Here is a 25,041-nt window from a genome sequence, read left to right on the forward strand (position 1 = left end):
ATCTAATACCATTCACAAAAACTGGATTAGCAAACAAAACAAGTGCAAATACCACGCACGGCAGACTGAAAATGTTTGACACGGCTAATCGTATTTTGAAAATTGGTATAAAGTGAATAACGATAACTTATAATTATACAGAGCAACGACTGGCCTCTGTAAGTGAATTCATCTAAATACTGTCTTAATATAAGGGACAAACAGTTATAAAAAAACCCCGAAATCGGGGTTTAGTCATTCAGATATAATCAATATACGATTCAGTACTCAGTGGCTTTACTTAATGGCCTTCTATGCAAAGCAAAGCATGTATCAGATATTGAATCAGTGCGACTCAATTAGTGAATAGCACTTACATAGTCTGACAAGATACGAATATCACGATCTGATAGTTTCGATGCAACTGTTTGCATCATACCCATCTCGCCTTCTTTGGCTGCATCATTGACTCGTTTTTGATCATCGCTATCGATATCATCAACACGTCCAGCAGCACGGAATAGTTTTAGCTGAGTAGCAATATACTGAGCATGCTGTCCGCCTAGCTTTGGAAATGCAGCCCAAGTATTACCTGCAGCATCTGGACCATGACAGCCGGCACAGCCAATAACACCGCGCGACTTGTCGCCGCCCAAGAATAGTTTAGTCGCTTCTTGGTTAGTTGCAGGATTACCGTAACCGACGCCCCAAGGCGCTTGACTGGCGTAATAACCTGCTACGTTGGCTAGGTCTTGTTGAGACAGATTAGCAACTTGTGACTGCATGATACCGTTTTTGCGATAGCCTGCTTTAAAGTTGACTAGCTGTTTATATAGGTACTTTACGTTTTGGCCGCCAAGGTTTGGCTGTGCAGGAACAATGCTGACGCCATTAAGACCATGACAAGCGGCACAAACGGTTTCTGCAACTTTTTGACCTGCATTGACGTCATATTCAGGAACAATAATAGCAGCTTGTACGCTGAAACTTGCAACGCATAAGCTGGCAGCAGCGATTAACTTTTTCATTGATACAAATCCTACTAGCTCGGCGTAAGCATTATTTAGAGTGATTGCACTGGTAAGATACCTAACATAGCCGTCTCATTACTTAAGAGAATGACGTATATTTTGAGGTCTTGGACACAAGCAGTCTGAAAGTACTTACTAACATCAGGGTTTATTTTCGATTATTATAGCAAGACTTTGTATCATTTGCCTACTTAATCATAGTATCCATCAGTTTTCTGGCAACACAATATGCAATATGACGCAAAAACAAAAAGCGCAGATAGGTTGTTAACCCAGCGCTTTATTTTATATGTTTAAATTATATTTATAAGTCGATTATTTGCTCATATATTCGATAAGTTTACGATAGTCGTCATCACTACATTTGTCGCAAAGCCCACCTGCTGGCATTTGCGGCATCCCACCTTTGACAGACTTGATAAGCGTCGGCATACTTTTTTGTTTAATCAGCTGTTGCCATTTGGCACTATCACCTTTTTTAATGGCATTTAACGCCCCACTATCGTGACAGGCTGCACATGAGTTATTATAGGTAGTGGCGATATCCGCCGCACCTGCGCTGCTAATCATAATGCCACTTAATAATAGTGCAGCACTACTAGCCGTTATAGCGCGATAACTCGTGCTAAGAAGTTTACTGATTGAAAACATAGAGCACCTCCTCGTGATATTTCACGTGTCTCATCAATCGTTCTATTAAACATCCTTCGTTAAACATTGTAACAATATATGTCATATAAACATAGTGAATTTGGATATGGCTTTGTTAAAGCTGAGAACTTGTCTTAATGACTGGCCAACTTTAATGTTATCCTACTATTTATATGATGCTAATCGCAGTTATTTCAATAAGTAAGACACGGAATAGTATAGAATAGCCAGTAATATTAAATAGCTACTTTTATGATTTGCACATAACTGTATTGATAAAGAACAGCCTTTTAACTTGATTTACCTATCGCTTGACCAATTACTTGACCGCACCGATGACTTGAATCATCAGCTGACTAAAATTTTATAATCGCATCCAATTTTTTGAGATTAATGAGCCATTTATGAGTACCCCGTTTAACGATGTCGCCGCTGAACATGCCTTGTTCAATACCAAATCTCGTCAGAAAATTCAGCAAACTGAGTTTATGATGTCAGCACCTACTTTTCGTCTCTGTCCACCTGACATGGGATTGGAAGTCGCTTTTGCAGGTCGCTCAAACGCTGGCAAATCATCAGCCATCAACGCCTTAACCAATCAACGTCAATTAGCTCGCTCGTCTAAGACACCTGGACGCACGCAGATGATTAACTTTTTTAGTATCGGTGATACTGACAGACGTTTGGTCGATTTGCCTGGTTACGGCTATGCAGCTGTTCCGCTAGAGATGAAAAAAGAATGGCAGGTTGAGCTAGAAGAATACTTGGTATCACGCTCAAGCCTTGCAGGTCTGGTATTGATGACAGATATTCGTCATCCGCTTAAGTTTTTTGATGAGCAAATGCTGCACTGGGCAAACGATGGTGAACTACCAGTACACATTCTGCTAACTAAAGCAGATAAACTGAAGTACGGTGCTTCTAAAAACGCTCTCCTTGAGACTCGTAAAAGACTGAAAAAACTGGGCTTAAACTGTACCATTCAGTTGTTTTCGGCTCTCAGAAAAGAAGGTCTTGACGAGTTGGCTGGGATAATGGGCAACTGGTATGAGTATCAGCTTGATGCAGACAAAATCATTGAGTCATCTTTTGCGTTACTAGAAGGCGATGAGTTAGAAGATGCTATTGAAAAAGAAAGCGGTGAAAAAGAGAGCATTGAAAAAGAAAACAAATAGATATCGTTGTCTTTAGCAAAAAAGGGTTTATCGCTATTACGATAAACCCTTTTTTATTGCCTGTTTATTCACTCATTATTATTATCGTTATGTTATAAAAACAATAAGAATTATAAAAGTAGCTCTACCCGCATAGCAAAGCCGCTAGCGCTTGTGGAGTATCAACCTGATAGGTTGGATTTTGCGCAGCAAGCTCTGCACTCGTTGCCGTACCATAGTTCACCGCTATACTGGTCATGCCCAATGCTGTTGCCATTTGAATGTCATAGATACTGTCACCGATAAACACAGCATCAGAAACCTGCTGCTGCGTATAATCCAAGATATCGGTCAACATCTGCGGATCAGGTTTTGAGCCTGACTCATCAGCACAACGCGTAATCGCAAAGTAATCATGGCTATCGGAGGCATCTAATACACGATCTAGCCCTTTTCTTTTTTTGCCAGTTGCTACGGCGAGCGTTTTGCTTTGCTGTTGCAAAGTTTGCAACATACGCTCTATCGGTTCAAAGAGCGGTGTACTGTGACTATTTGCAATATAGTACTCTGCATAGGTTTGCTGAATGGCAAGCAACTGCGCATCGTTTGCCTGCGGATATAAAATCTTAATGCCATTCATTAAACTCAGACCAATAATGTCTTTTACAGCTTTATCAGTCGTCTTAAACCCGTGTGTTTCCCCAGCCACATGCATAGAATCAACAATCAGGCCGATTGAATCCATTAACGTGCCGTCCCAATCAAAAATAATCAACGTCTTATCAGACAGATTGTGTTCTGCTGATGGTTGAGCATTTATGATGTTTTCTGAAATTGTAGCTGGTTTGGTCATGGGTTTACCTTAATGAATAAAAGTAATAAATAGCAGATACTAAAACGTCACGGTGGCTTATTCGTAAAAATAAGATATCGTGACGTTTAGGAAAATACAAAAATAGTTTGGCTTAAGAGTTTATTTTAAAAAACTATTCAGGCAATTTCGTTGTTTCTGGTAACCAATCTGCCATATCGTCTGGCAATGGCGCAGTAATGGTCTTGTAGCCTGGAATGTCTAAGCGCCATGCATGTAAACATAGACGATGGACGCCTGATTTGTCATGAACGTTATATTTGTCATCACCCAAGATAGCATGACCGATATGTGCCAAATGCACACGGATTTGATGAGTGCGACCCGTCAATGGCTTAGCTTCAATTAAGCTGACTGGTTGACTATTAATCGTAAAGCGATCATGAATAATAATATCAGTCTGGCTTTCTTTCGCTTGTGGGTCTTGGCTATCTACTTTCACTCGGCGCTCACCACTGGCAAGCGTATAACGTAGCAATGGCGCATTAATACGTTGCTCATTAAGTGCAGGTTGACCTTTGGCAAGACACAGATAGTGCTTTTGAATGGTCTTATCTACCAAGTGCTGCTGCAATACTTTGAGCGTTGAGCGTTTTTTGGAAATCATCAGTAGCCCTGATGTGTCTTTATCAATGCGATGGATTAGCTCTAGGTATTTTTTACCCGTCACTTCACGCATCGCTTCGATAACCCCAAAGTCCAAGCCGCTACCGCCATGCACAGCTATACCAGAGGGCTTATTTAGCACTAACAAACCGTCATCTTCATAGACCACACGAGCCAGCAAGCTCTTGGCAAACTCGGTACTAATAATTGGTTTCTCGCGCGTTGCTAGCTCTACAGGGGCGATACGTACCACATCTTCACGCTGCACTCTATCGTGTGCTTTGCAGCGCTTATTATTGACACGTATCTCATCTGAGCGAATCATTTTATAGATATGTGATTTTGGCAAACCTTTTAGACGGTTTAACAAAAAGTTATCCAAACGCTGGTCGTGTTGATGGCGTGTTACTTCAAGGTAGTTCACCTTACCGAAGTTGCTAATCTCATCGTCAGCGCTTTGTGGACGTGTTTTGCTATTAAAAATAGCAGGGGCTTCATGGGTAGTAGCGTCGTCAGTCATTTTTGAGTTTGTCATTTTTAGTTAGGTATTTACACAAAGATTTGCTATAGTTTAGCATGTTGAGCGACAATTAAGCAGAGGCGACAGCAATAATCATTGTTGTTACAAATAGTTGACCACCATTTTATTGCTTGTCAGTTTTCTACTACTTGCCAGTAAAGAGGTTGACACTATTTATCCTGCTGACATGACACGTTTCATCTGATTTTAGGGCGCGTTATTTATTTAGAGGTATTACTTACCAAATATATCCCTACAAATTAAAAATACTGTACTGAATGTTATTCGGTACCATAAAATAAATAGTGACACTAAATACCTTCGCGTTAATAACGCTGATAATAAATCAGCTTATTAACCGATTACAACACAACACTGACTCACTAATTGCATGACAACGACCGTACTCGATAACCAATCATTATCTAATGACTATTTATCTGATGGTTCTTTATGCCAGCATAGTTGAGCAAGTATGGGTAGTTTAGCGTTAGGATCGAAAAGTATATCGATAGCTGCCTAAGTATTGGTGGTCAAACAGATGACGATAACAATGTAAATACGATACCACGCTGACAAGCTGGTCCATTACTCTGTTTGCCAAGTACGCCCCGCTGATAACAAAAGCTGCGACACCTAACCTTGAGACACCCAAGATATTATTGACGTTATACAAAGAACGATAAACAAAGAGTAACCAATTGCTTCCCCTGAACAAACAACCGCTGAATGACGCCACTATATAGTAGCAATCATGACCGCGATATTATTGTTAGACTTTGATGGATGAATGGCAACAGCACCATGCCTTTTTAATATCAGTATTTTTTAGAACTGTAACTGACCCTCGCCCACGCTTACAACGTGCGCTGAAATCACTACCAATAGAACGTACTGAGAACAAAAGCGCTTTGACTCGCTGACCCAATCATATATGTACCAAGTTTACTGATGATAAAATATAAGTACCGTAGCCTTACACCCTATATTACTGATATTAACGTGAGCGCCGCTCATTACTTCAGGTAAAAAAAGAAGCCATTGAAAAAGCCCATGTGCTTTATGAAACCCACGATTTACGTTCTACCGTTAATGAACATCTACACACGCTAATCACAATATTAGCCACACTTGCTACTATGTCCTAAAGACTGTCTTATCGTTGTCATGCGTACTCATAGGATACAAATATGAAACGCATTTTGATCAACGCCACTCAAAACGAAGAAATTCGTGTCGCCTTATGCAAAGGCAATCATCTGTACGATTTCGACCTAGAAAACCGTACTCGCGAGCAAAAAAAGTCTAATATCTATAAAGGCCATGTGACCCGTGTCGAGCCATCGCTTGAAGCAGTATTTGTCGAATACGGTTCTCAGCGTCAAGGCTTTTTGCCGATTCGCGAAATCTCTGCTGAATACCTAAGCGGCAACCCACGCGACGAAAATATCAAAAAGCTGATCAAAGAAGGTGACGAGCTAATCGTCCAAGTCGAAAAAGAAGAGCGTGGTAATAAAGGCGCTGCCCTATCGACGTATGTCTCATTAGCCGGTCGTTATCTGGTATTGATGCCAAACAACCCTCGCGGCGGTGGTATCTCACGTCAAATCTCGGGCAAACTACGCGAAGATATGAAGCGTATGCTGAGCAATCTTGATTTACCAAAAGGCATGAGTGTCATCATTCGTACTGCGGGTATTGGTAAAACTCAAGAAGACTTGCAGCACGATTTAAATCACTTGCTCAACATTTGGCAAGCCATTCAAGAACAGAACCAAAAATACCCATCACCGCGCTTAGTTCACCAAGAAGCGGGCGTTGTCACACGTGCTGTTCGTGATTATCTGCGTGATGATATCGCTGAGATTTGGATTGATAACGAAAACGCTTACATTGAAGCGGCTGGGTTTATCGATGCGGTAATGCCAAAACAAGCCGAAAAGCTACGCAAATATACCGATTATGAACCGATGTTTTCGCGCTTCAATATCGAAAAACAAATCGAAACCGCTTATCAGCGTGAAGTTCGTCTGCCCTCAGGTGGTTCAATCGTTATTGACCAAACAGAAGCACTGGTCTCTATCGACATTAACTCAGCTAAGTCAACCAAAGGTTCAGATGTTGCTGAGACCGCTTACCATACCAACTTAGAAGCAGCCGATGAGATTGCTCGTCAGCTTCGTTTGCGTGATATGGGTGGTTTGATCGTTATTGATTTCATCGACATGAATGACAATAAGCACCAAAAAGAAGTAGAAAAACGTCTCATCGACGCGACCAAATACGATCGTGCACGCGTTCAATTTGGTGATATTTCTAAGTTCGGTCTAATGGAAATGAGCCGTCAGCGTCTACGTCCTTCGTTAGAAGAATCAACTGGCTATATCTGCCCACGTTGTCATGGCAACGGTATGATTCGTGACTTGCGTTCATTGTCGCTATCTATCATGCGTCAAATTGAGCAAATCGCCCTTAAAGAACGTCAAGGTGAAGTACAGGCAGAAGTCCCGACTGACATCGCAGCATTCTTATTAAATGAGAAGCGCGATAGCTTGGTTTATCTTGAGCAAGACAGTGGCACGCGTATCACTATTTTGCCACACGCGCATTTAGAATCACCAAACTTCAAGCTCCATTTCAACCGTGATGGCTTTGCACCATCGAGCTATGAGCGTATCACTGATACTCAGCAACAAGAGCACAGTGACCTTGGCTACAACGTTGACTGGCAGACTGCTGAAAAAGAGCGTCCTGAACAGCAACCTACTCGCCAACCTCGTAAAACTGCAGAGGATAAGCAGAGCCGCTCAAACACGCAGTCGAATGCAACTACGCAAGCACAGAACGATACGGTAAATCATAGCAATGATCGTCGTAATCATAAAAACACCAACGACGTGTCGCCTGCACCTGCACCGCAAGCCAATAAAAACGTTAGTGTTGCCGCCCCAGTAGCACCGCAAACACAGAGTGTTGAAACTACTGCTCAACCAAAAGCCGTTGCGTGGTTATCAAACCTATTTGCTCAAGCACCGCAAGCTACTACAACACCTAGTGTCAGTAGCCGAGATGCCGCTGAAGCAATCGAAGCGCTAGTAAACACGGGCGCGCAAAGCTTAGGCTCGTTTGGTCAAGTTGATAGCAATGCATTGAATAGTGCCGCTTCAACTGGTGAGCAGCCAACTCAACAAAATAACAGTCAGAAAAACGACAGCCAACAGTCAGATAACAACGCTAATCGCCAACAGGCGCGTCGTAATGATAGCGATACTGACGACAGCAGCAATGAAGACAGAAGAAGACGTAAGCCGCGTAAGTCTAGATCTTCTAAGCCGCGTCAAAGAAAAGAGGCAACTGACGAGACTACTGGCAACGTAAACAGTAGCTCAGAAAATACTGGCTCAAACAGTGCTGATGACAAATCGTCTGATACTCAAGACCAAAGACAGCAAGACAAGCGTCAGAACGATAACAGACGTACGAACGATCGCAATCGTAATAACCGCCAAGATAGCAATCAACAGAACAGCAATCGTAACGCAAGTGAGCGCAATGATGCTGATAACGAAAACAGCTCTAAAGCAGATGAGCAAACCCGTACTAAGCGTAAATCGCATAGCCAACGCGGCTCACGCGGTAAGCTAGAGCGCGGTGAGACACTAACGGCTGACAGCGTTAAGCATAGCAAACAGCAGAACGCTAGAAACAACGATGCTGCCAATAGCAAAAATCAATCTAACACGCGCCGCAATCAGGACCCTAACGAGGTCGTGCTACAGGTTAATGAAGCGCCAACTGAGCTAAAGGCGCCTGAAGTGGTTCATCTATCTTTGGATGATAGCAAATCTACACAGGCCAAAACTCAGCCTAGTGAGCAGCGAAGCACGACGAATAACGTAGCAAAAGATGAGCGCTCAAACGAAACAGCCGCTCAAAAACCTACTGATAAGCATAGTAGCAGTGAGCAGAACACTGGCAAGCAAAACACCAGTGCTCCGAATGCTGACAAGAAAAATGATAACGAAAAAAGTACGGTGGAAGGGAATGCTAATCAGGTAAATGATGATAAGCGTGCATCTACCGTACAAGCTAAGGTACAAAACGATGTACCTAAGCATGAGCAGGCTGCTGAAGAGAAAAAAGCACCTGTAGTTGTAGAAGCTCAATCGACCTCTACGAGTAACACCGAAAGTAAAGCGGAAGCTCCAACGTCGGTAACTACTGACGTAGAAGAAACTAAAGAAACTCAGACTCCAAAACAGCAGGAAACCAAGACTGCCGAAAATGTGAGTAAGAGTGATGAAGCTCAAAATACTCAGGCTGATAGTAATAGTGCAAGCACAAGTAATGTAAGTAACTCAGCACTTGAGCTAACCCATGAAGCACTATTTGGCACACGTTACGTAACTGCTGAGAAATTCGGTCAAGCGAGTAACGATCCACGTGTAGTACTCGCTCAGCAAGCCGCTCAAGCGGACAAGCCAGCTGCTACTAAGGTGCCAGCAATACGCGGCACGGTTGGTGAGTTTATTCGTGCCACGCTACCAGAGGCGCAAACGCGCTTAGCAGAAGAAGGCATTATCAACTGCTTTATCGCGACTATTGCGTTGCATAATGAGCAATCTCAGGGTGCTAATAATAGCTCTAATGCTGCTAGCCAGAGCTTTGACTTTAGCAATTATGGCTATCAACCATTGGCTGCCGACTACCTTGCACGCTTTGAAGTGATGACTCAAGCAGTCAGTCAATTCGCAGCAGCACAAGGTAAGACAGACGTTGAACCACGTGCTATCACTAAGCGTGCTAGCAACGATCCGCGCGGACAGCATCCTGATTATCAGGAACCCGCTGTATTGAGCGTGCCTGCTGAACAAGCTATCGTCGAGCAAACTAATAGTGAAGTCGATGCGCATCACGTTGAAGCAACTGCCCTAGCCAATCAGACACAGACAGAAAACGTCAGTTTTGATAGTGAGCACTTGCTAGAAGTCGAGCGTGCTCAGTCAGAGGCTAAGGATGTAGAAGTCGAAACCTCTACAGAGCAAACTGTCAATGAGGTAGAAGATGCTGCAGAGACTGAGCAGACGATTGAATCGGTAGTAGTAGAAGATACTAAAGAGGCTAGCAAAGATGATAGTCAAGCAGCTAAGTCTAAGACGACCATAGCCAGCTATAAAAACATGATCGAAAATGTGGCTGAGCAATTGCTACCACAGACCGGTATGTTTAATCTGACTACGCCAAAAGTACCAAAGGCGCGCAGTCGTAAGCCTAAGACGGAGCATAAGAAGCCGACGCAGGCTGAAAAGCTCGCATCTGATGATACAGATAGCGATAGCTAGTTACATAAGCTCAAACGTAAAAGCCCCAAAGCTATTCGTAGCTTTGGGGCTTTTTATTTTAATACAGTTAAACTTACTTGCTAATTCAAACGAGAGACAATAAAAAGCAGATAAGCTTAGTGTGCAGAAGACGCTGTGTCATCTTTACCACGGATTTTACCAATAGTAGTAACAATAGCTACTACAATAGCGCCAACAATCAGTCCGACCAATCCATTTAACAATGACACGGTTAACCCTTCAAATACCCCAGTAAGATGAGCAATATCTTCTACACTGTGATGCAAAAAGCCGATACCGTGAACGATAATACCGCCGCCCACCAAGAACATCGCAATCGTGCCCGCTATGGATAAAAACTTCATAAGCTTTGGCGCAGCTGCAAGCATAAACTCGCCAAACTTGCGCTTACTATCACCTGCTTGTGAGTTTTCAATCAAGTGCAGACCTGCATCATCAATCTTTACGATGCCTGCAACTAAGCCGTAAATACCGACGGTCACGACAGCAGCCACTATCGAAAGTACGATGCCTTTTTGGACAATATCGCCACCAGCTGCTGTAATTGCGCCTAAAGAGATAACAATAATCTCAGCTGATAAGATAAAGTCTGTACGTATGGCACCTTTGATTTTGTCCTTTTCAAACGCGACCAAATCTACCGACTCATCTGCATTGGCTTTTAAACGGGCATTTTGCTCTTCATCATGAGGCAACAACTTCGGCCAAAACTTGTGAATGACCTTCTCAGCCCCTTCATAACTCAGGTATAACCCTCCGATCATCAATAGCGGAGTAATCAACCACGGTATAAAATAACTGATCAATAGCGCCGCTGGTACTAAAATCACTTTGTTTACGGCAGAGCCTTTGGCAACTGCCCAAATGACGGGGAGCTCACGATTTGGCTTAACCCCTGTGACCTGCTCGGCATTGAGTGCTAAATCATCACCAACTAAGCCCGCGGTTTTTTTGGCGGCAACTTTGGTCATGACGCTCACATCATCCATTAAGACGCTGATGTCATCGAGTAAGGTTAATAAACTGGCACCTGCCATGTGTGCTCCTTAAAGCAAATTTGTTAAAGTAAGTCGTTCTCAAATAGTTTATACAACGCATTTTATATAGATTTTTATAAAAACAATGCGATTAGCCTTAGACTACAAGTTCAAGCAACTATGTTAAATAGCACAAATGTATCTTGTTTTTTGAATTTATGTTGATAGCTATTCTTTAAAGTTGGCTTTATTGATACTTCTTGGCTGCCTTCCCTTTGCTATTATTTAGCGTAAATATGGTAATATGAAGGCTGTTATTACCTATCTTTTATTATCAATAAGTTATAAAAACTTCTTCAATGTTAGACCTTTAAAACACTGCCAAGACACATTACTATATAGAAAAGTTTATAGCGCTTTTTATAACGAACTCATGATTAGGCGCGACGCCTATAGGAAACCCGTATGCCGTTCCCCACTATCAAAAATACTACCTTGCGTAATCCTCTTTCTCGTACCGTTCTATCTCGTTTTATGATGAGTGCGCTGTTAGTTGGTATCGCTGCTGGCTGCTCAAACAATGCCGCTGATGCAACCAGCAATACCAGTGTTGTAAACGCTGCACAGACCAAAGCTACTACTAAGCCTTCAGCTGGTAATGATACAACCGTGGTGAAGGCGTTACAGGCGAATCTAAAAAGCTCTGGTATCGAGGAAACTATTGTCTCAGCTGTACCGACAGATATGGATGGTATTTATTGGGTGACCGCTGAAGGTCTACCTTCTTTCTTTACTGATAAAGCTGGCAAGCATATTATTCAAGGTCAGATCATCGCTGTGGGTGATGCCGCTCCGGTTGATATCAGTGCCGCCCTAGTTGCTACGACAGCACAAGAAGCGCTAAAAGCCGTAGATAAAAAAGACATGGTGATTTATCCAGCAAAAGGCGAAACCAAAGCTGTCATCTATGCCTTTACCGATGCAGACTGTGGCTACTGTCGCAAATTACATTCAGAAATGGATGATATCAATGCGCGCGGTATCGAGGTTCGTTATCTGGCATGGCCACGCAGTCAAGAGTCTGTACCAAAAATGGAAGCTATCTGGTGTAGTCAGGATCGTAAAGCTGCGATGGATCAAGCAAAAATCGGTGCCAATGTACAAGGCCCTAGCTGTGCCAACCCTGTGCAAGAACATATGGCTCTAGGCTCAAGACTTGGTGTGCGCGGTACGCCTGCGGTGTTTACCGAAACAGGACAACAAGTAGGCGGCTACTTACCTGCAGCAGAATTGGCACAAGCAGTAGGCGCTAACTAATCATATGAATTACCAGTATTAATCACTCATATTAGAGTGACTAATACTGGTAACCAAGCATAAATGACATATACATATGCCAAACAAGATTGAAGCTACTGCTTTTTTATAATCGTAAGCTGATATAACCTTGATGACGTTGTCTTTATAACATTGGCTTTTATGACATTAACCTTCAGAACATTGGATTTTATGAGGTTGTATAGACGTCACAATGCCTTGTCGGTATGATACGATAAAGCGCGATGCAAAATGAGTAACACCCTTTTTATTTGAGCTTTTTTATTCAACTATGATGAAGTAGATAGGCAGGTAGCACTAGACAATGCGCACAGACGTTATGTTTGATGTCGCAGACTCATTTGACACTGTCACCGCTTATACTTACTTCATTATATTTAACCTCTTGAGGATACTGTGAGTAATTCCATCAAACTAGCGATACTTGGTCTAGGCACCGTCGGAACGGGCGTGATCAATCTGATCAATGACAATTTAAATGAGCTAAAACGCCGTAGCGGACGCGACATTATTATTACCGAAGTCGGTACGCGTCGTCAGCGTGATGATATTGATACCAATATCATGCAAAACAGCGACTTGATGGCAATTGCCGCAAGCGATAATGTCGATATTGTTATCGAAGTGATTGGTGGTACTACCTTAGCCAAAGACGTCATTATGCAGGCTATTAAAAACGGCAAGCATGTGGTCACGGCAAACAAGGCTCTACTCGCTGAACACGGTAATGAGATTTTTGCCTTCGCTGAAGAAAACAATGTGCATGTTGCTTATGAAGCAGCGGTAGCAGGCGGTATTCCAATTATCAAGGTAATGCGTGAAGCACTTGCTGCCAACAAAATCGACTGGCTCGCGGGTATCATCAACGGCACTGGTAACTTTATCATGACCGAAATGCGTGATAAGGGTCGTCCGTTTGCTGACGTATTGAGCGAAGCACAAGAGTTAGGTTATGCAGAAGCAGATCCTACTTTTGATGTTGAAGGTATTGATGCTGCTCATAAATTGGCGCTACTCGCCTCTATCGCTTTTGGTATTCCGCTACAGTTTGATAAAGTCTACTGTGAAGGTATTACTGGTATTACCCTGCAAGACGTAAACTATGCCGAAGAACTTGGCTACCGTATCAAGCATTTAGGGTTTGCAGTACGCCGCGATAGCGAAAACGATGATGACGCAGGGGTTGAATTACGTGTACATCCGACACTTATTCCACAAGATGCGCTATTGGCTAACGTCAATGGTGTGAAAAACGCAGTACTGGTCAACTCACATCCACTTGGGCAGACGCTCTATTGTGGCGATGGCGCTGGTGCTGGTGCAACTGCTTCTGCAGTGATGGCCGATGTCATGGATTTGGTTCGTGTACTGGGTAGCAAAGACCGCGACGATCAGAGCAACACTGGACACCATGTCCCGCATTTAGCGTTTATCCCTGAGCAGCTATCAGACACGCCTATATTGCGTGCTGATCAGATGGTAACTGGATATTATTTGCGTGTGCATGCTTATGATAGCCCAGGCGTATTGGCAGATATCACGCGCATCCTAAGTGATGCTGGTATCAATATCGATGCAATCTTGCAAAAGCCTGCGCATAAAGTAGGCCAAGTGCCGGTGATTATTCTGACGCTACCTGTGGTCGAAAGTCAGATGAATCTTGCTATCGAAAAAATTGAAAAATTAGAGACCATTACTGATAAAGTGGTACGCATACGATTAGATGAGCTAGCATAAACCACATACTGAAGAAGACAGATGCTTATAATATAAGCAAAAGCTAGCCAATCGGCATCTGATTTCTTGGTAGATACTTAATCAAAACGCACAACAAGGAATAATAACGATGTCAAATGATGCAATTGTAATCCTAAACGGCGCACGTACACCAATGGGCGGCTTTCAAGGCGCACTAAAAGACATGAGTGCTACCGAGCTGGGTGCCGCCGCTATCAAAGCTGCTGTCGAACGCTCAGGTGTTAGCGCTGACAGTGTTGATGAAGTCATTATGGGTTGTATCTTGACGGCAGGTTTGGGTCAAGGCCCTGCTCGTCAAGCCATGCGTAAAGCAGGTCTGCCGGATGCGACTGGTGCTGTCACAATCAATAAACTTTGTGGTTCAGGCCTAAAAGCAGTCATGCAAGCGCATGATGGTATTAAAGCAGGCAGCTTCAACGTCGCTGTTGCAGGTGGCATGGAATCAATGACCAATGCACCGTATATCATGCCAGGTTCACGTGGCGGCTATCGTATGGGTCACAAAGAAGTCAAAGACCATATGTTCTTAGATGGCCTAGAAGATGCTGATACTGGTAAGCTAATGGGTATGTTTGCTCAAGAAATGGCTGATGAAAAAGGCTATACACGTGAGCAAATGGATGAGTTTGCTATTGAATCATTGAACCGTGCGCTGACTGCTATCAAAGACAACCATTTTAAAGATGAGATCGAGCCTGTCACGTTTGCCACTCGCAAAGGCGAGCAAACTGTTGATACCGATGAGCAACCTGCCCTTGCTAATGCTGATCGCATTCCTACTTTACGTCCAGCATTTGCTAAAGACGGTACGATTACTGCTGCAAACGCTAGCTCAATCTCAGACGGTGCTGCAGCCGTCGTAGTAATGAAAGAGTCACAAGCGAAAGCTGAAGGCCTAGACTATCAAGCTCGCATTGTTGCTACTGCCTCAAACTCACGTCACCCAAGCGAGTTCACCATTGCGCCAATCGGTGCCATCGAAAAAGTATTAGCAGGCGCTGGCTGGTCAGTAGATGATGTAGATCTGTGGGAAATTAACGAAGCCTTTGCGATGGTTACTATGGCTGCGATGGACGAGCTGAAACTTGATCATGCCAAAGTAAATATCGAAGGCGGTGCATGTGCCCTTGGCCATCCAGTAGGCTGTTCAGGTGCTCGTATTCTGATTACGCTTATCAACTCTCTAAAACGTACTGGTGGCAAAAAAGGCATCGCAACGCTATGTATCGGTGGTGGTGAAGCGGTAGCTGTTGCTATTGAACTTGCTTAAATAAAGTAGGTTTAGCTGACTTAAAGTAAGTTAGCTAAATAATACTTAGATAATTATTGTTTATTGAGAAACCGCATTGCTAATGGTAATGCGGTTTTTTTGTGTCTGCTTTCTTTCGATGAATGTTGAATATTACTCTATGTAAAGACTCGTTAACTTCTACCCCCTCCTATGTTATGCCACTTACAGCCTATTACACGCAATTACTGCAAGCGCACACTTTGCTACCTTGCTCATATATCTCATCAAAAATCACGGTGTTAGGATAGCTACAAGTTGATAGGGAAGCTATTCATTTGGCTTACCGTTAACTGCAATAAATATGGTTTTACTAAAAATTAATAACAACATCAACCATTACATTATAAAAAATAAACTCGCAAAAAAGGAATATAACAATGAGTCAACTAATCCGTTTAAAAGATATCCAAGCTACTCATCAAGATTTGATTGGTGATGACTATTATGATCCAACACACAAAACTGCTTACGGTATTAACGAAGAAAAAATTGGTAAGATTGAAGGTGCCTTAGTAGAAGACACCACTGGTCGTATTCGTTACTTAATCGTAGACGCAGGCGGCTGGTTTAGTTCAAAAGAAGTACTAGTACCAGCAGGTCTAGCACGTATCGTTGGTGATGATGTCTTCTTTGATAGCTTGACCAAAACACAAGTAGAGGCCATGGAAGTATACGATCACGATTATCAGTACAGCTACAAAGAGCAGTACGAAAGAGATCGTCAAGCGTTTACTGCTGATACACTCCCTGTAGAAGATCGCGTTGATATTGCCGACCACTCTTATGACGCGCCAAATACACTAGAGCTATTAGAAGAGCGTCTGACAGTAAACAAAGACCGTATCGTTGCTGGTCTAGTAAAAGTGGGTAAGCATGTCGTCACTGAAGAGCGTAATGTCGATGTAGATCTAGAAGAAGAACATGCCAATATTCAACGTACCAGCGTAGATCGTCCAACAGACCGTCGAATCGGCGATCTCGATGCTACTGAAACAGTTGAAGTCGAACTACAAGCTGAACGTGCTCGTGTCAGCAAAGAAACCTATGTTTCTGAAGAAGTAAACGTGGGCAAGACGACCGATCACCATACTGAGACGTTAATTGAGACCATTCAACGCGAAGAGCTAGATGTTGATGGCGACGGCAACGTAGTAGACCGTGAAGGTAACTTGGTAGACCGCGATGGTATTACAGCAGAAGATGTACGCCGTGCTCGTGGCATGTAACATGCTAATACGTCATAGTTTAACGACGTAAGTTTCCTGTATCGTTAGTTAAATATGATAGTAATAAGTAGCTAAGCTTATATGTTTAGCCATTAAGATCAGAGCATGTCTCTGGTCTTTTTTGTATTCATAACATGAGCGAATGGTTTATAGTATTCAATGTAGCTAGTTAATATATGTGGTTGGTTAACATATAGCGTTTTAAATTATTAGAAATTCATCATTTTATAATTATAAAGGAATAACAATGACTACTGAAAATGGAAACAGCCTTTACCAAGATAACTTGGATAAAGAACAGAATATCTCAACGAAGCAGACGAACAATACTGTCAATGTTGGCCACTTAGAACTATTAGAAGAACGTCCTGTGATTAACAAAGAACGCTTGGACGTGGGTAAAGTGACCGTCACCAAGCATTCACGTACTAAAACTGTCGAAGTGCCAATTGAGTTGGTAGAAGAATATATCACCATTCGTACTGAGTACCATGACGTGGAGAGCCAAGACTTACTCTCTGGCAATTACGATGAAAAAGACATATTGCGCCACGTCGAGCCTTCTTTGGATAGCAAAGCTGTAGTGACCATTAATGGTAAACAAATAGAGATTGGCGATGAACCGATTGATATTGTGCTATCTCGCCAAGTGGCTACTATTACCAAAGACACCTACGCTATTCAAGACATTGAAATTAACAAAAGCACCCATGTGCATACTGATAGCATTCAAGTAGAGCTCAAGCATGAAGAGTTAGATGTGACTGAAGAAGGTCTGTTGGCTCATGGTTCTGATACAACTCCGTTAAAATAAGCGCTGATAGTTTAGTTACTATAAAATAGTATGATTGATAAAGATTATTTCACAACATGAAAAAGCAACGCTATCTTAGCGTTGCTTTTTCTAATGCCTATCACTCACTAAGTATTGCAGACCAACTATGAGGCTTCATTACACTCGAATGTATTAACATTCGACTCATCGGTACCAGCAGTACGCATAACGCCAGTTTTACGAGCTTCGTGCCCTACGCGCCATTGTGTGAACCCTTGACCACCATCAATTGCGGTCGCCACTTCAAACACTTCAGGATTACTACCTTCATTTGTCTGGTTCAACGTTACTGTACCCATGTCGGTTGCGACAACAACTTGATTGGCATCTTCTTTATAAGTCGCCTCAACTTTTAGTTCAGGGGTACATAGATATGACATCTGCATCACGCCGCTGTTTACTGAAGCGGTGGTATCACCTTCTACTTCGTTAAGTGAAGCGTCTTCGGTATCGACGACGACATCACTAGGTTCAGCAGGCTCCGCTGACATTGGAACAGACTCTTCTATATTAGCACCGTCTTCCATGCCCGACTCTGGCTCTGCCTGTTGCTGACAAGCACTGACCGTCAAGGCGCCAGCCAACAAACTTGATAAAACTACTGAGCTGCGTACTTTTTTTAAGAATTCTACACTCATGACACTCTCCCAAATAAATATGTTAAACACTATAGCGTGTCCATAAATTCACGCCTATGCTGAATTTGTAAGTAATCAATACAAAGTGTTTATTGGTCTTAGTCTAGCAAGTTTTAAGTTTGCATAAGTTATTTAACAGATATAAAAAAGCCCCTATCTACTTAAGATAAGGGCTTTTTCAGGTAAGAGCTTGCTTTAATAGCATTTCAGTATATAGCTAATAATTTGCCATAACTAACGATTAGATTTTACCATGACACTGCTTGTATTTAAGACCTGATCCACAAGGACACGCTGCATTACGACTGATATTCATACCTGCATATGGGTTTGGTTCATTAGCATTACTACCATTACCTGCTATAGCAGCACCAACGCCAGCTGCCGCAGCACCGCTGTTTAGAGTGCGGCTTTGTGGTTGCGGCTGAGCAGCTGAACCACTCGCATTGCTATCCAAGTTATCTACATCGTCATGCTCAAACTGCATTTGCATATGGGCAGCGTTCTCACGTTGCTGAATTTCTAATGCTTCCAGCTCTTCCTTGGTTGGGATATGAACACGTGATAAGTCTTGTACAGTCTCAGACTTAATTGCACCAAGCATCATTTGGAACAATTCAAACGACTCACGCTTGTATTCCTGCTCAGGGTTTTTCTGTGCATAACCCCGCAGATGAATACCTTTGCGTAGCTGATCCATTTGCGTTAAATGCTCTTTCCAATGCTTATCTAGACTCTGTAGCATGAAATGACGCTCAAGCTGAGCGGCGTCTTTTTCACCCATCTGCTCACGGCGACTGTGATAACGATCTATCGCCGTTTGAACGATTTTCTCACGCAGCCCTTCTTCATCCAGACGACGATCCTCATCTAACCAATCATTAATCGGCATTGAGATTTTGAATTCGTCTTCTAACTCGTCTTCTAAGCCGTCAATATTCCACTGATCATCAATAGAGCCAGGCGGAATAAACTGATTTATCATCGCGTTATACACTTCATGATGCATCACTTCGATGGCTTCTAATAAGTCCATCTCTGCTAATAAATCATCACGCTGACCATAGATAACTTTACGCTGCTCATTGGCAACATCATCGTATTTCAATAGGTTTTTACGGGCATCAAAATCGCGACTCTCAACTTTGCCTTGCGCATTTTCGATCGATTTAGAGACCATTTTATGTTCGATGGCTTCGTCTTCTTTGAGACCCATCGCACGCATCATGTTGACCACACGATCGCCTGCGAAGATACGCATCAGATCATCTTCGAGCGATAAGAAAAAGCGTGACATGCCAGGGTCACCCTGACGACCAGCACGACCACGTAGCTGGTTATCGATACGACGTGACTCATGGCGCTCAGAGCCGATGATATGTAAACCACCAGCTGCTACAACTTGGTCATGTTTGACTTGCCACTGAGACTTTAGACGCTGCATCTCCTCTGGACTAACCGCATCGATATCTTCGATAAACGACTGCCAGTTACCACCAAGGATAATATCCGTACCACGGCCCGCCATGTTGGTGGCGATTGTGACTGATTTTGGGCTACCTGCCTGTGCAATAATTTCTGCTTCACGCTCATGCTGCTTGGCGTTTAAGACGTTATGCTTAACGCCTTCTTGGTCAAGCAAGTAAGACAACTCTTCACTAGCCTCGATCGTCGCTGTACCAACCAGTACTGGCGCGCCTTTGGCTTGAATTTCTTTAATTTCGCGAATGATGCCTTTGTATTTGCCTAACTTAGTTAAGAAAATCTGGTCATCCATATCGATACGAGCAATCGGCTCATGCGTTGGAATCACGATGACATCTAGATCATAAGTAGATTTGAACTCGGCAGCTTCAGTATCAGCGGTACCCGTCATACCAGATAACTTGTCGTATAAACGGAAGTAGTTCTGGAATGTCGTGGTGGCAAGCGTTTGGTTCTCTGCTTGGATCTCAACGTTCTCTTTCGCCTCGACTGCTTGATGCAAGCCTTCTGACCAGCGACGACCAGGCATGGTACGGCCTGTATTTTCATCAACGATGACCACTTCGCCTTCATCCACGATATAGTGAACGTTTTTGACAAATACGTGATGCGCACGGATGGCAGCTTGAACGTGAGCCAAAAGTGGCAAACGACTTGGGCTATATAAGCTTTCGTTTTCACCCAGCTCGCCCACTTCGATTAAGAAGCGCTCGATTTTTTCATAGCCTTTTTCACTGATCTCAATCTGGCGATTCTTTTCATCAATCCAGAAGTCTTCTTCTTCATTGTTCTTGTTTGCTTCTTCATCTTTTGAACGAATCAGCACAGGAATAATCGTATTAATCAGCGCGTACATGCGTGAAGAATCTTCAGCTTGACCCGAAATGATAAGCGGCGTACGAGCTTCATCAATCAAGATTGAGTCAATTTCATCGATAATACAAAAGTTCAACGGGCGCTGTTTTTTCTCAGCAAGACTAAACACCATGTTATCGCGCAGATAATCAAAACCGTATTCGTTATTGGTACCATAGGTAATGTCGGCTTGATAAGCTTCGATTTTTTCTTGTGGCGGCTGCTGTGAGTAAATCACACCAACAGTCATACCCAAAAACCCAAACAACGGACGGTTTAGCTCAGCATCACGTGCAGCCAAATAATCGTTGACCGTGACCAGATGAACCCCTTTACCGCTGATCGCATTTAAGTACATAGCCAAGGTTCCCATTAGGGTTTTACCTTCACCAGTTTTCATCTCAGCGATTTTGCCTTCGTGCAAGGTGATACCACCGATCAGCTGCACGTCATAGTGACGCATGCCATTGACACGCAATGATGCTTCGCGGCAGACAGCAAATGCTTCTGGCAGTAATGCATCTAAGCTTTCACCTTTTTGATGTCTGGCTTTAAATTCTTCAGTTTTTTGTTGTAGTTGCTCATCAGACAGGGCTTGTATTTCAGCCTCTCGTGCGTTGATCTTGCTGACCACTTTACGCATGCGTTTTAATTCGCGGTCATTTTTGGTGCCAACCACACTGCCTATAATCTTTGATAACATAATTTTTTGACCTATGGAATATTCGATAATTAGTGCGCATTAGCCAAAGCTTAGCTCTCTGCCTTGTCATCACCCGACTAAGTACTACCTAATTTAGTATCGCCCAATTAAGTGTGCCGTCATTATATATGGTTATGACGCTGATGGATACAAGGGCAGCGAGTAGATATTTGCCACAGTAAAAACCTAGTAGGACGTGTTAAAATAGCGAATACCTTCTTAAATTTCTTAGCTTTTTCAGCGACTTTATTTGTTTGTCGCGGTTTGATTTTTATACGTTTGCTACCACTGCATCTTGGCTCAAAACTTGTCGTGGAGCCATTTATCTACAAGTGACTAGCTTCTTAATAAAGCTAAAGCTATCTATCAAATTCGTACATAAGACAAATAACCCTTTAGTATCTCTATCACAAAATACTTATTAACACTCATTAAAGCACTATAAGAGACTCTGCATGACCGTAAAACCATCTGTACAAAATCAGTCGTCAACGCCTAATTCATCAGAAAAACCCTTATCAAAACAAGAGACCTCTGACTGCTTAAATATAGGCGATACCGTCTATAACCTAGCAGACCATACACCGATGATGGTGCAATATCTAACCATGAAAGCCAACTATCCACAAGCATTGCTCTTGTACCGGATGGGTGACTTCTATGAGCTGTTCTTTGACGATGCCAAGCGTGCAGCGCAAATACTAGATATCACATTGACGCGCCGTGGTACGGATAAAGCAGGCAATACGATAGCTATGGCGGGTGTGCCATTCCATGCAGCCGATAGCTATATGGCACGCTTGATCGCGGCTGGTCAGACAGTAGTCGTATGTGAGCAAATTGACGAATCGACAACTGGCAACGCTGATAATAAGTCTAATGTCCCTGCGATGGGCGATAAACAGAAAAAAGATAAAAGCAAATCTGCTGCTGGTAGCATCATGCGCCGTGAAGTAGTTAAAACACTTACAGCAGGTACCATTACTGATGACGCGTTGATTGCACCTAATCATACGCCGACTGTGGTTGCCATCGATATTGCGACTGTGAAAACGCAAGACAATAGCCAGACGTTACAAGCAGCCGTTAGCCAGATGGATTTGGCTGCGGGTACACTGACTACCCAGACATTGATAGCAGATAAAAACGATATAGATGGTCTGCAAACCCAAATGCTTACTGTGTTGGCACGTTTTGCGCCCAGTGAATGCATCATTAGTGAAGCGCTTATTGATGGCGTTGGCGGCAGCATTGGAAGCAATGATTCAGCGTGGCTACTGTGGTTACGACAAAATCTGGACTGCCCTATTATAGAAGTCGCTGCCAATGACTTTCATCGTGAGCATGCTAGTGACACACTTTGTCAGCAGTTCGAAGTCCAGCGTCTCGATGGGTTAGGCATTCATGAGGCTCCACTTGCACAAACCAGCTGCGCTGCGCTTATTCACTATGCACGTCAAACTCAGCAACGCCACGTGCCTCAAGTGAACCAACTCATTGTCGAGTACAGCGATGACTACCTAATTATCGATGCCAATAGCCAACAAAATCTCGAGCTATTTACCCCTGTTAGTAGCAACGGCACTTCTTTGATATCTGTGCTGAATCAATGTCAGACTCCGATGGGCAAGCGTTTACTCGTGCAGCAAATGAAGCGTCCACTGCGTCAGCATTCCCGTATCAATATGCGTCTAGATGCGATAACTTGTTTGCTAAATCCAAAGAGTGACTCTATTGAGTCAAACCAAGACTCGAAAGATAGTTTACTGGTTACACGTTTACGAGAAACGCTGAATACTATTGGCGATATTGAACGAATCAGCAGTCGAATCGGGCTAATGAGTGCCAAGCCTCGTGACTTGCGCAAGCTTTCCGATGGTATCGCTAGTAGTGCTCAGCTTACTACTCTATTGACAGAATCCGGTATCAGCCATGAAGACGCGGGTCTATTACCAATGCTGATGCAGCAATTGCCAGCTGAGTTACCTGCTGTTCAATCCGTCGCCGAATTAATCGAGCGCGCTATTATCATTGAACCGCCTGCTCATATCCGTGATGGCGGAATGCTAGCGGCGGGCTACGATGAAGAATTTGATCGCCTTACCCATTTGCATGACAATATCCAATCGACGCTAGACGAAATGGTAGAGCATGCCCGTCAAGACAACCAACTACCGAGTCTAAAAGTCGGCTTTAATAAAGTTAGTGGCTTCTATTTTGAATTGCCCAAAATGCAGGCGAAGAATGCCCCTGCCCACTTTATCCGTCGGCAAACGCTCAAAAGTAGTGAACGCTTTATCACTGATGAGCTAAAGGAAGTCGAGACAGAATATCTAAGCGCCCAGTCCTTGGCATTAGCGCGTGAAAAACAGCTATATCAAGAGCTGCTCACTCAATTAAACCAACATTTGGCTGATCTACAACAGCTTAGCGCGGCTATTGCCCAATTAGATGTACTAAGCAATTGGGCCCAACTTGCCATGACGTATAACTGGCAGCGTCCAATCATGGGTCTACATACAAAAGACCAAAGCGAATCAGTGACCAAAAATCAAACCAGCATTGATATTCGTCAAGGTCGTCATGTTGTGGTTGAAGCAGCATTAAATCAAACCTACTCAAACAGCAGGAACGGTAATTCGTTAAATACAAACCACTTTGTCGCCAATGACTGCGCACTAGGTAGCAATGAACACCCTGAAAGATTACTTCTGATTACCGGTCCTAATATGGGTGGTAAATCTACCTATATGCGCCAGACCGCGCTGATTGTACTGCTCGCGCATTGCGGCAGCTTTGTGCCAGCAGCTAGTGCTCATATTAGTGATATCGACCGCATCTTTACGCGTATTGGTTCAGCTGATGACTTGGCAGGTGGCAAATCGACCTTTATGGTAGAGATGATTGAGACGGCCAATATCTTAAATCAAGCTACCAATAAATCACTGGTATTAATGGACGAAGTCGGCCGCGGTACTGCCACTACTGATGGTCTTGCCATTGCTCATGCCTGTGTCAATCGCCTAGTCGAGATTGGCTGCCTGACATTATTTGCCACTCACTATTTTGAGCTGACACAATTGACAAAGGGTACTGGTAACCACCATGCTAATATCCGTAATGTCCATGTAGCAGCCAGTGAAGTTGATGGTCAGTTATTGCTATTGCACCAAATTAAAGATGGTGCAGCGAGTTCTAGCTTTGGGTTACATGTCGCAAAGATGGCTGGTATTCCCACCCAAGTGCTAGAGGATGCTAAGCGCTATTTAGCAGACAACTTACAGTTAGACCATTTAACCGTAGATAAAGCAAAAACTATTGATGATAAAAATGAATTAGCTAAGTCAGTAAAGGATAAACGAGAAGAGAGTTATAATGATGCTACTCTAGATCAAGAAATAAATCATACTGCTCAAGCGACAGACATAACGGATAATCCAAAACAAAATCAGCTATTTAGCCTACAAGATGAGCTGAGCATGATTGATCCTGATAGTCTAACGCCCAAGCAAGCGCATGATTTACTTTATCATCTGAAGAAAATCATTAGTCATTAAAGGGAATTGTCAAAGTGTAGTAAAGGCGCTAAAATACGCTTTATTTTCCAACTATTCTATGTAGCCCTTATAGTTGATTCAATCCAAAAGAATTACACTGCAGCTGAGCGCAGAGGTATAAATCATACTTCAGGCAAGGCTGACACGATAATTCTCTTGAAAGAGATTGACTATATCAGCCAATCCAATAACAGGTAGACCTC

Annotated in this window: 15 protein-coding genes; 8 read left to right on the forward strand and 7 right to left on the reverse strand. The window is 43.1% G+C overall.

Annotated elements, in window-relative coordinates:
• Positions 1-338: 338 nt before the first annotated feature.
• The gene (locus V6252_RS06730) at positions 339-1,007 is read right to left on the reverse strand and encodes a c-type cytochrome (RefSeq protein ID WP_101205531.1); all 669 of its coding nucleotides are present in this window, start codon (positions 1,005-1,007) and stop codon (positions 339-341) included.
• 318 nt (positions 1,008-1,325) lie between these two features.
• Entirely contained in the window at positions 1,326-1,661 is a 336-nt protein-coding gene (locus V6252_RS06735; RefSeq protein ID WP_057758239.1) for a c-type cytochrome, read from the reverse strand.
• 404 nt (positions 1,662-2,065) lie between these two features.
• On the opposite strand from V6252_RS06735, the gene yihA reads away from it, so the two are divergent.
• A complete protein-coding gene (gene yihA, locus V6252_RS06740) occupies positions 2,066-2,836 on the forward strand; it encodes a ribosome biogenesis GTP-binding protein YihA/YsxC (protein WP_341609829.1) in 771 nt (256 codons plus the stop codon).
• 124 nt (positions 2,837-2,960) lie between these two features.
• Here the strand turns inward: yihA and V6252_RS06745 are convergent, their stop codons facing one another.
• Positions 2,961-3,668, reverse strand: a complete 708-nt coding sequence (locus V6252_RS06745) for an HAD-IA family hydrolase (protein WP_341609830.1) — start codon at positions 3,666-3,668, stop codon at positions 2,961-2,963.
• 133 nt (positions 3,669-3,801) lie between these two features.
• Entirely contained in the window at positions 3,802-4,812 is a 1,011-nt protein-coding gene (locus V6252_RS06750; RefSeq protein WP_101205527.1) for an RluA family pseudouridine synthase, read from the reverse strand.
• 1,190 nt (positions 4,813-6,002) lie between these two features.
• Here V6252_RS06750 and V6252_RS06755 point away from each other — a divergent pair.
• Positions 6,003-10,154, forward strand: coding sequence for an Rne/Rng family ribonuclease (locus V6252_RS06755; RefSeq protein WP_341609831.1), 4,152 nt, complete (start codon positions 6,003-6,005; stop codon positions 10,152-10,154).
• Between the two features lie 116 nt (positions 10,155-10,270).
• Here V6252_RS06755 and V6252_RS06760 read toward each other — a convergent pair whose 3' ends face one another.
• Positions 10,271-11,212 (reverse strand): DUF808 domain-containing protein, encoded by a 942-nt coding sequence (locus tag V6252_RS06760; RefSeq protein WP_341609832.1) that lies wholly within the window; start codon positions 11,210-11,212, stop codon positions 10,271-10,273.
• 405 nt (positions 11,213-11,617) lie between these two features.
• Between V6252_RS06760 and V6252_RS06765 the strand changes: the two genes are divergently transcribed.
• The 5 genes from V6252_RS06765 (at position 11,618) to V6252_RS06785 (ending at position 17,579) form a co-directional block, all read left to right on the forward strand.
• Positions 11,618-12,469: a DsbC family protein gene (locus V6252_RS06765; RefSeq protein ID WP_341609833.1), complete on the forward strand. Its 852-nt coding sequence runs from the start codon at positions 11,618-11,620 to the stop codon at positions 12,467-12,469.
• 417 nt (positions 12,470-12,886) lie between these two features.
• Positions 12,887-14,227 carry a homoserine dehydrogenase gene (locus V6252_RS06770; RefSeq protein WP_341609834.1) on the forward strand — a complete coding sequence of 447 codons (1,341 nt, stop codon included), beginning with the start codon at positions 12,887-12,889 and terminating at the stop codon, positions 14,225-14,227.
• A 109-nt stretch (positions 14,228-14,336) separates the two neighbouring features.
• Entirely contained in the window at positions 14,337-15,518 is a 1,182-nt protein-coding gene (locus tag V6252_RS06775) for a thiolase family protein (protein WP_102090797.1), read from the forward strand.
• A 398-nt stretch (positions 15,519-15,916) separates the two neighbouring features.
• Positions 15,917-16,765 (forward strand): DUF2382 domain-containing protein, encoded by an 849-nt coding sequence (locus tag V6252_RS06780; protein ID WP_191114655.1) that lies wholly within the window; start codon positions 15,917-15,919, stop codon positions 16,763-16,765.
• A 247-nt stretch (positions 16,766-17,012) separates the two neighbouring features.
• On the forward strand, positions 17,013-17,579 hold the full coding sequence (locus tag V6252_RS06785; RefSeq protein WP_341609835.1) for a YsnF/AvaK domain-containing protein: 567 nt from the start codon (positions 17,013-17,015) through the stop codon (positions 17,577-17,579).
• A gap of 125 nt (positions 17,580-17,704) precedes the next feature.
• On the opposite strand, the gene V6252_RS06790 is transcribed toward V6252_RS06785, so the two are convergent.
• A complete protein-coding gene (locus tag V6252_RS06790) occupies positions 17,705-18,238 on the reverse strand; it encodes a hypothetical protein (protein ID WP_341609836.1) in 534 nt (177 codons plus the stop codon).
• Positions 18,239-18,479: 241 nt separating this feature from the next.
• Positions 18,480-21,281: a preprotein translocase subunit SecA gene (gene secA, locus V6252_RS06795; protein WP_102090801.1), complete on the reverse strand. Its 2,802-nt coding sequence runs from the start codon at positions 21,279-21,281 to the stop codon at positions 18,480-18,482.
• A 455-nt stretch (positions 21,282-21,736) separates the two neighbouring features.
• Here secA and mutS point away from each other — a divergent pair, with 455 nt between their 5' ends.
• The gene (gene mutS, locus V6252_RS06800; RefSeq protein ID WP_341609837.1) at positions 21,737-24,838 is read left to right on the forward strand and encodes a DNA mismatch repair protein MutS; all 3,102 of its coding nucleotides are present in this window, start codon (positions 21,737-21,739) and stop codon (positions 24,836-24,838) included.
• Positions 24,839-25,041: the final 203 nt, after the last annotated feature.

This window comes from Psychrobacter proteolyticus, assembly GCF_038155145.1.
GTDB lineage: Bacteria > Pseudomonadota > Gammaproteobacteria > Pseudomonadales > Moraxellaceae > Psychrobacter > Psychrobacter proteolyticus_B.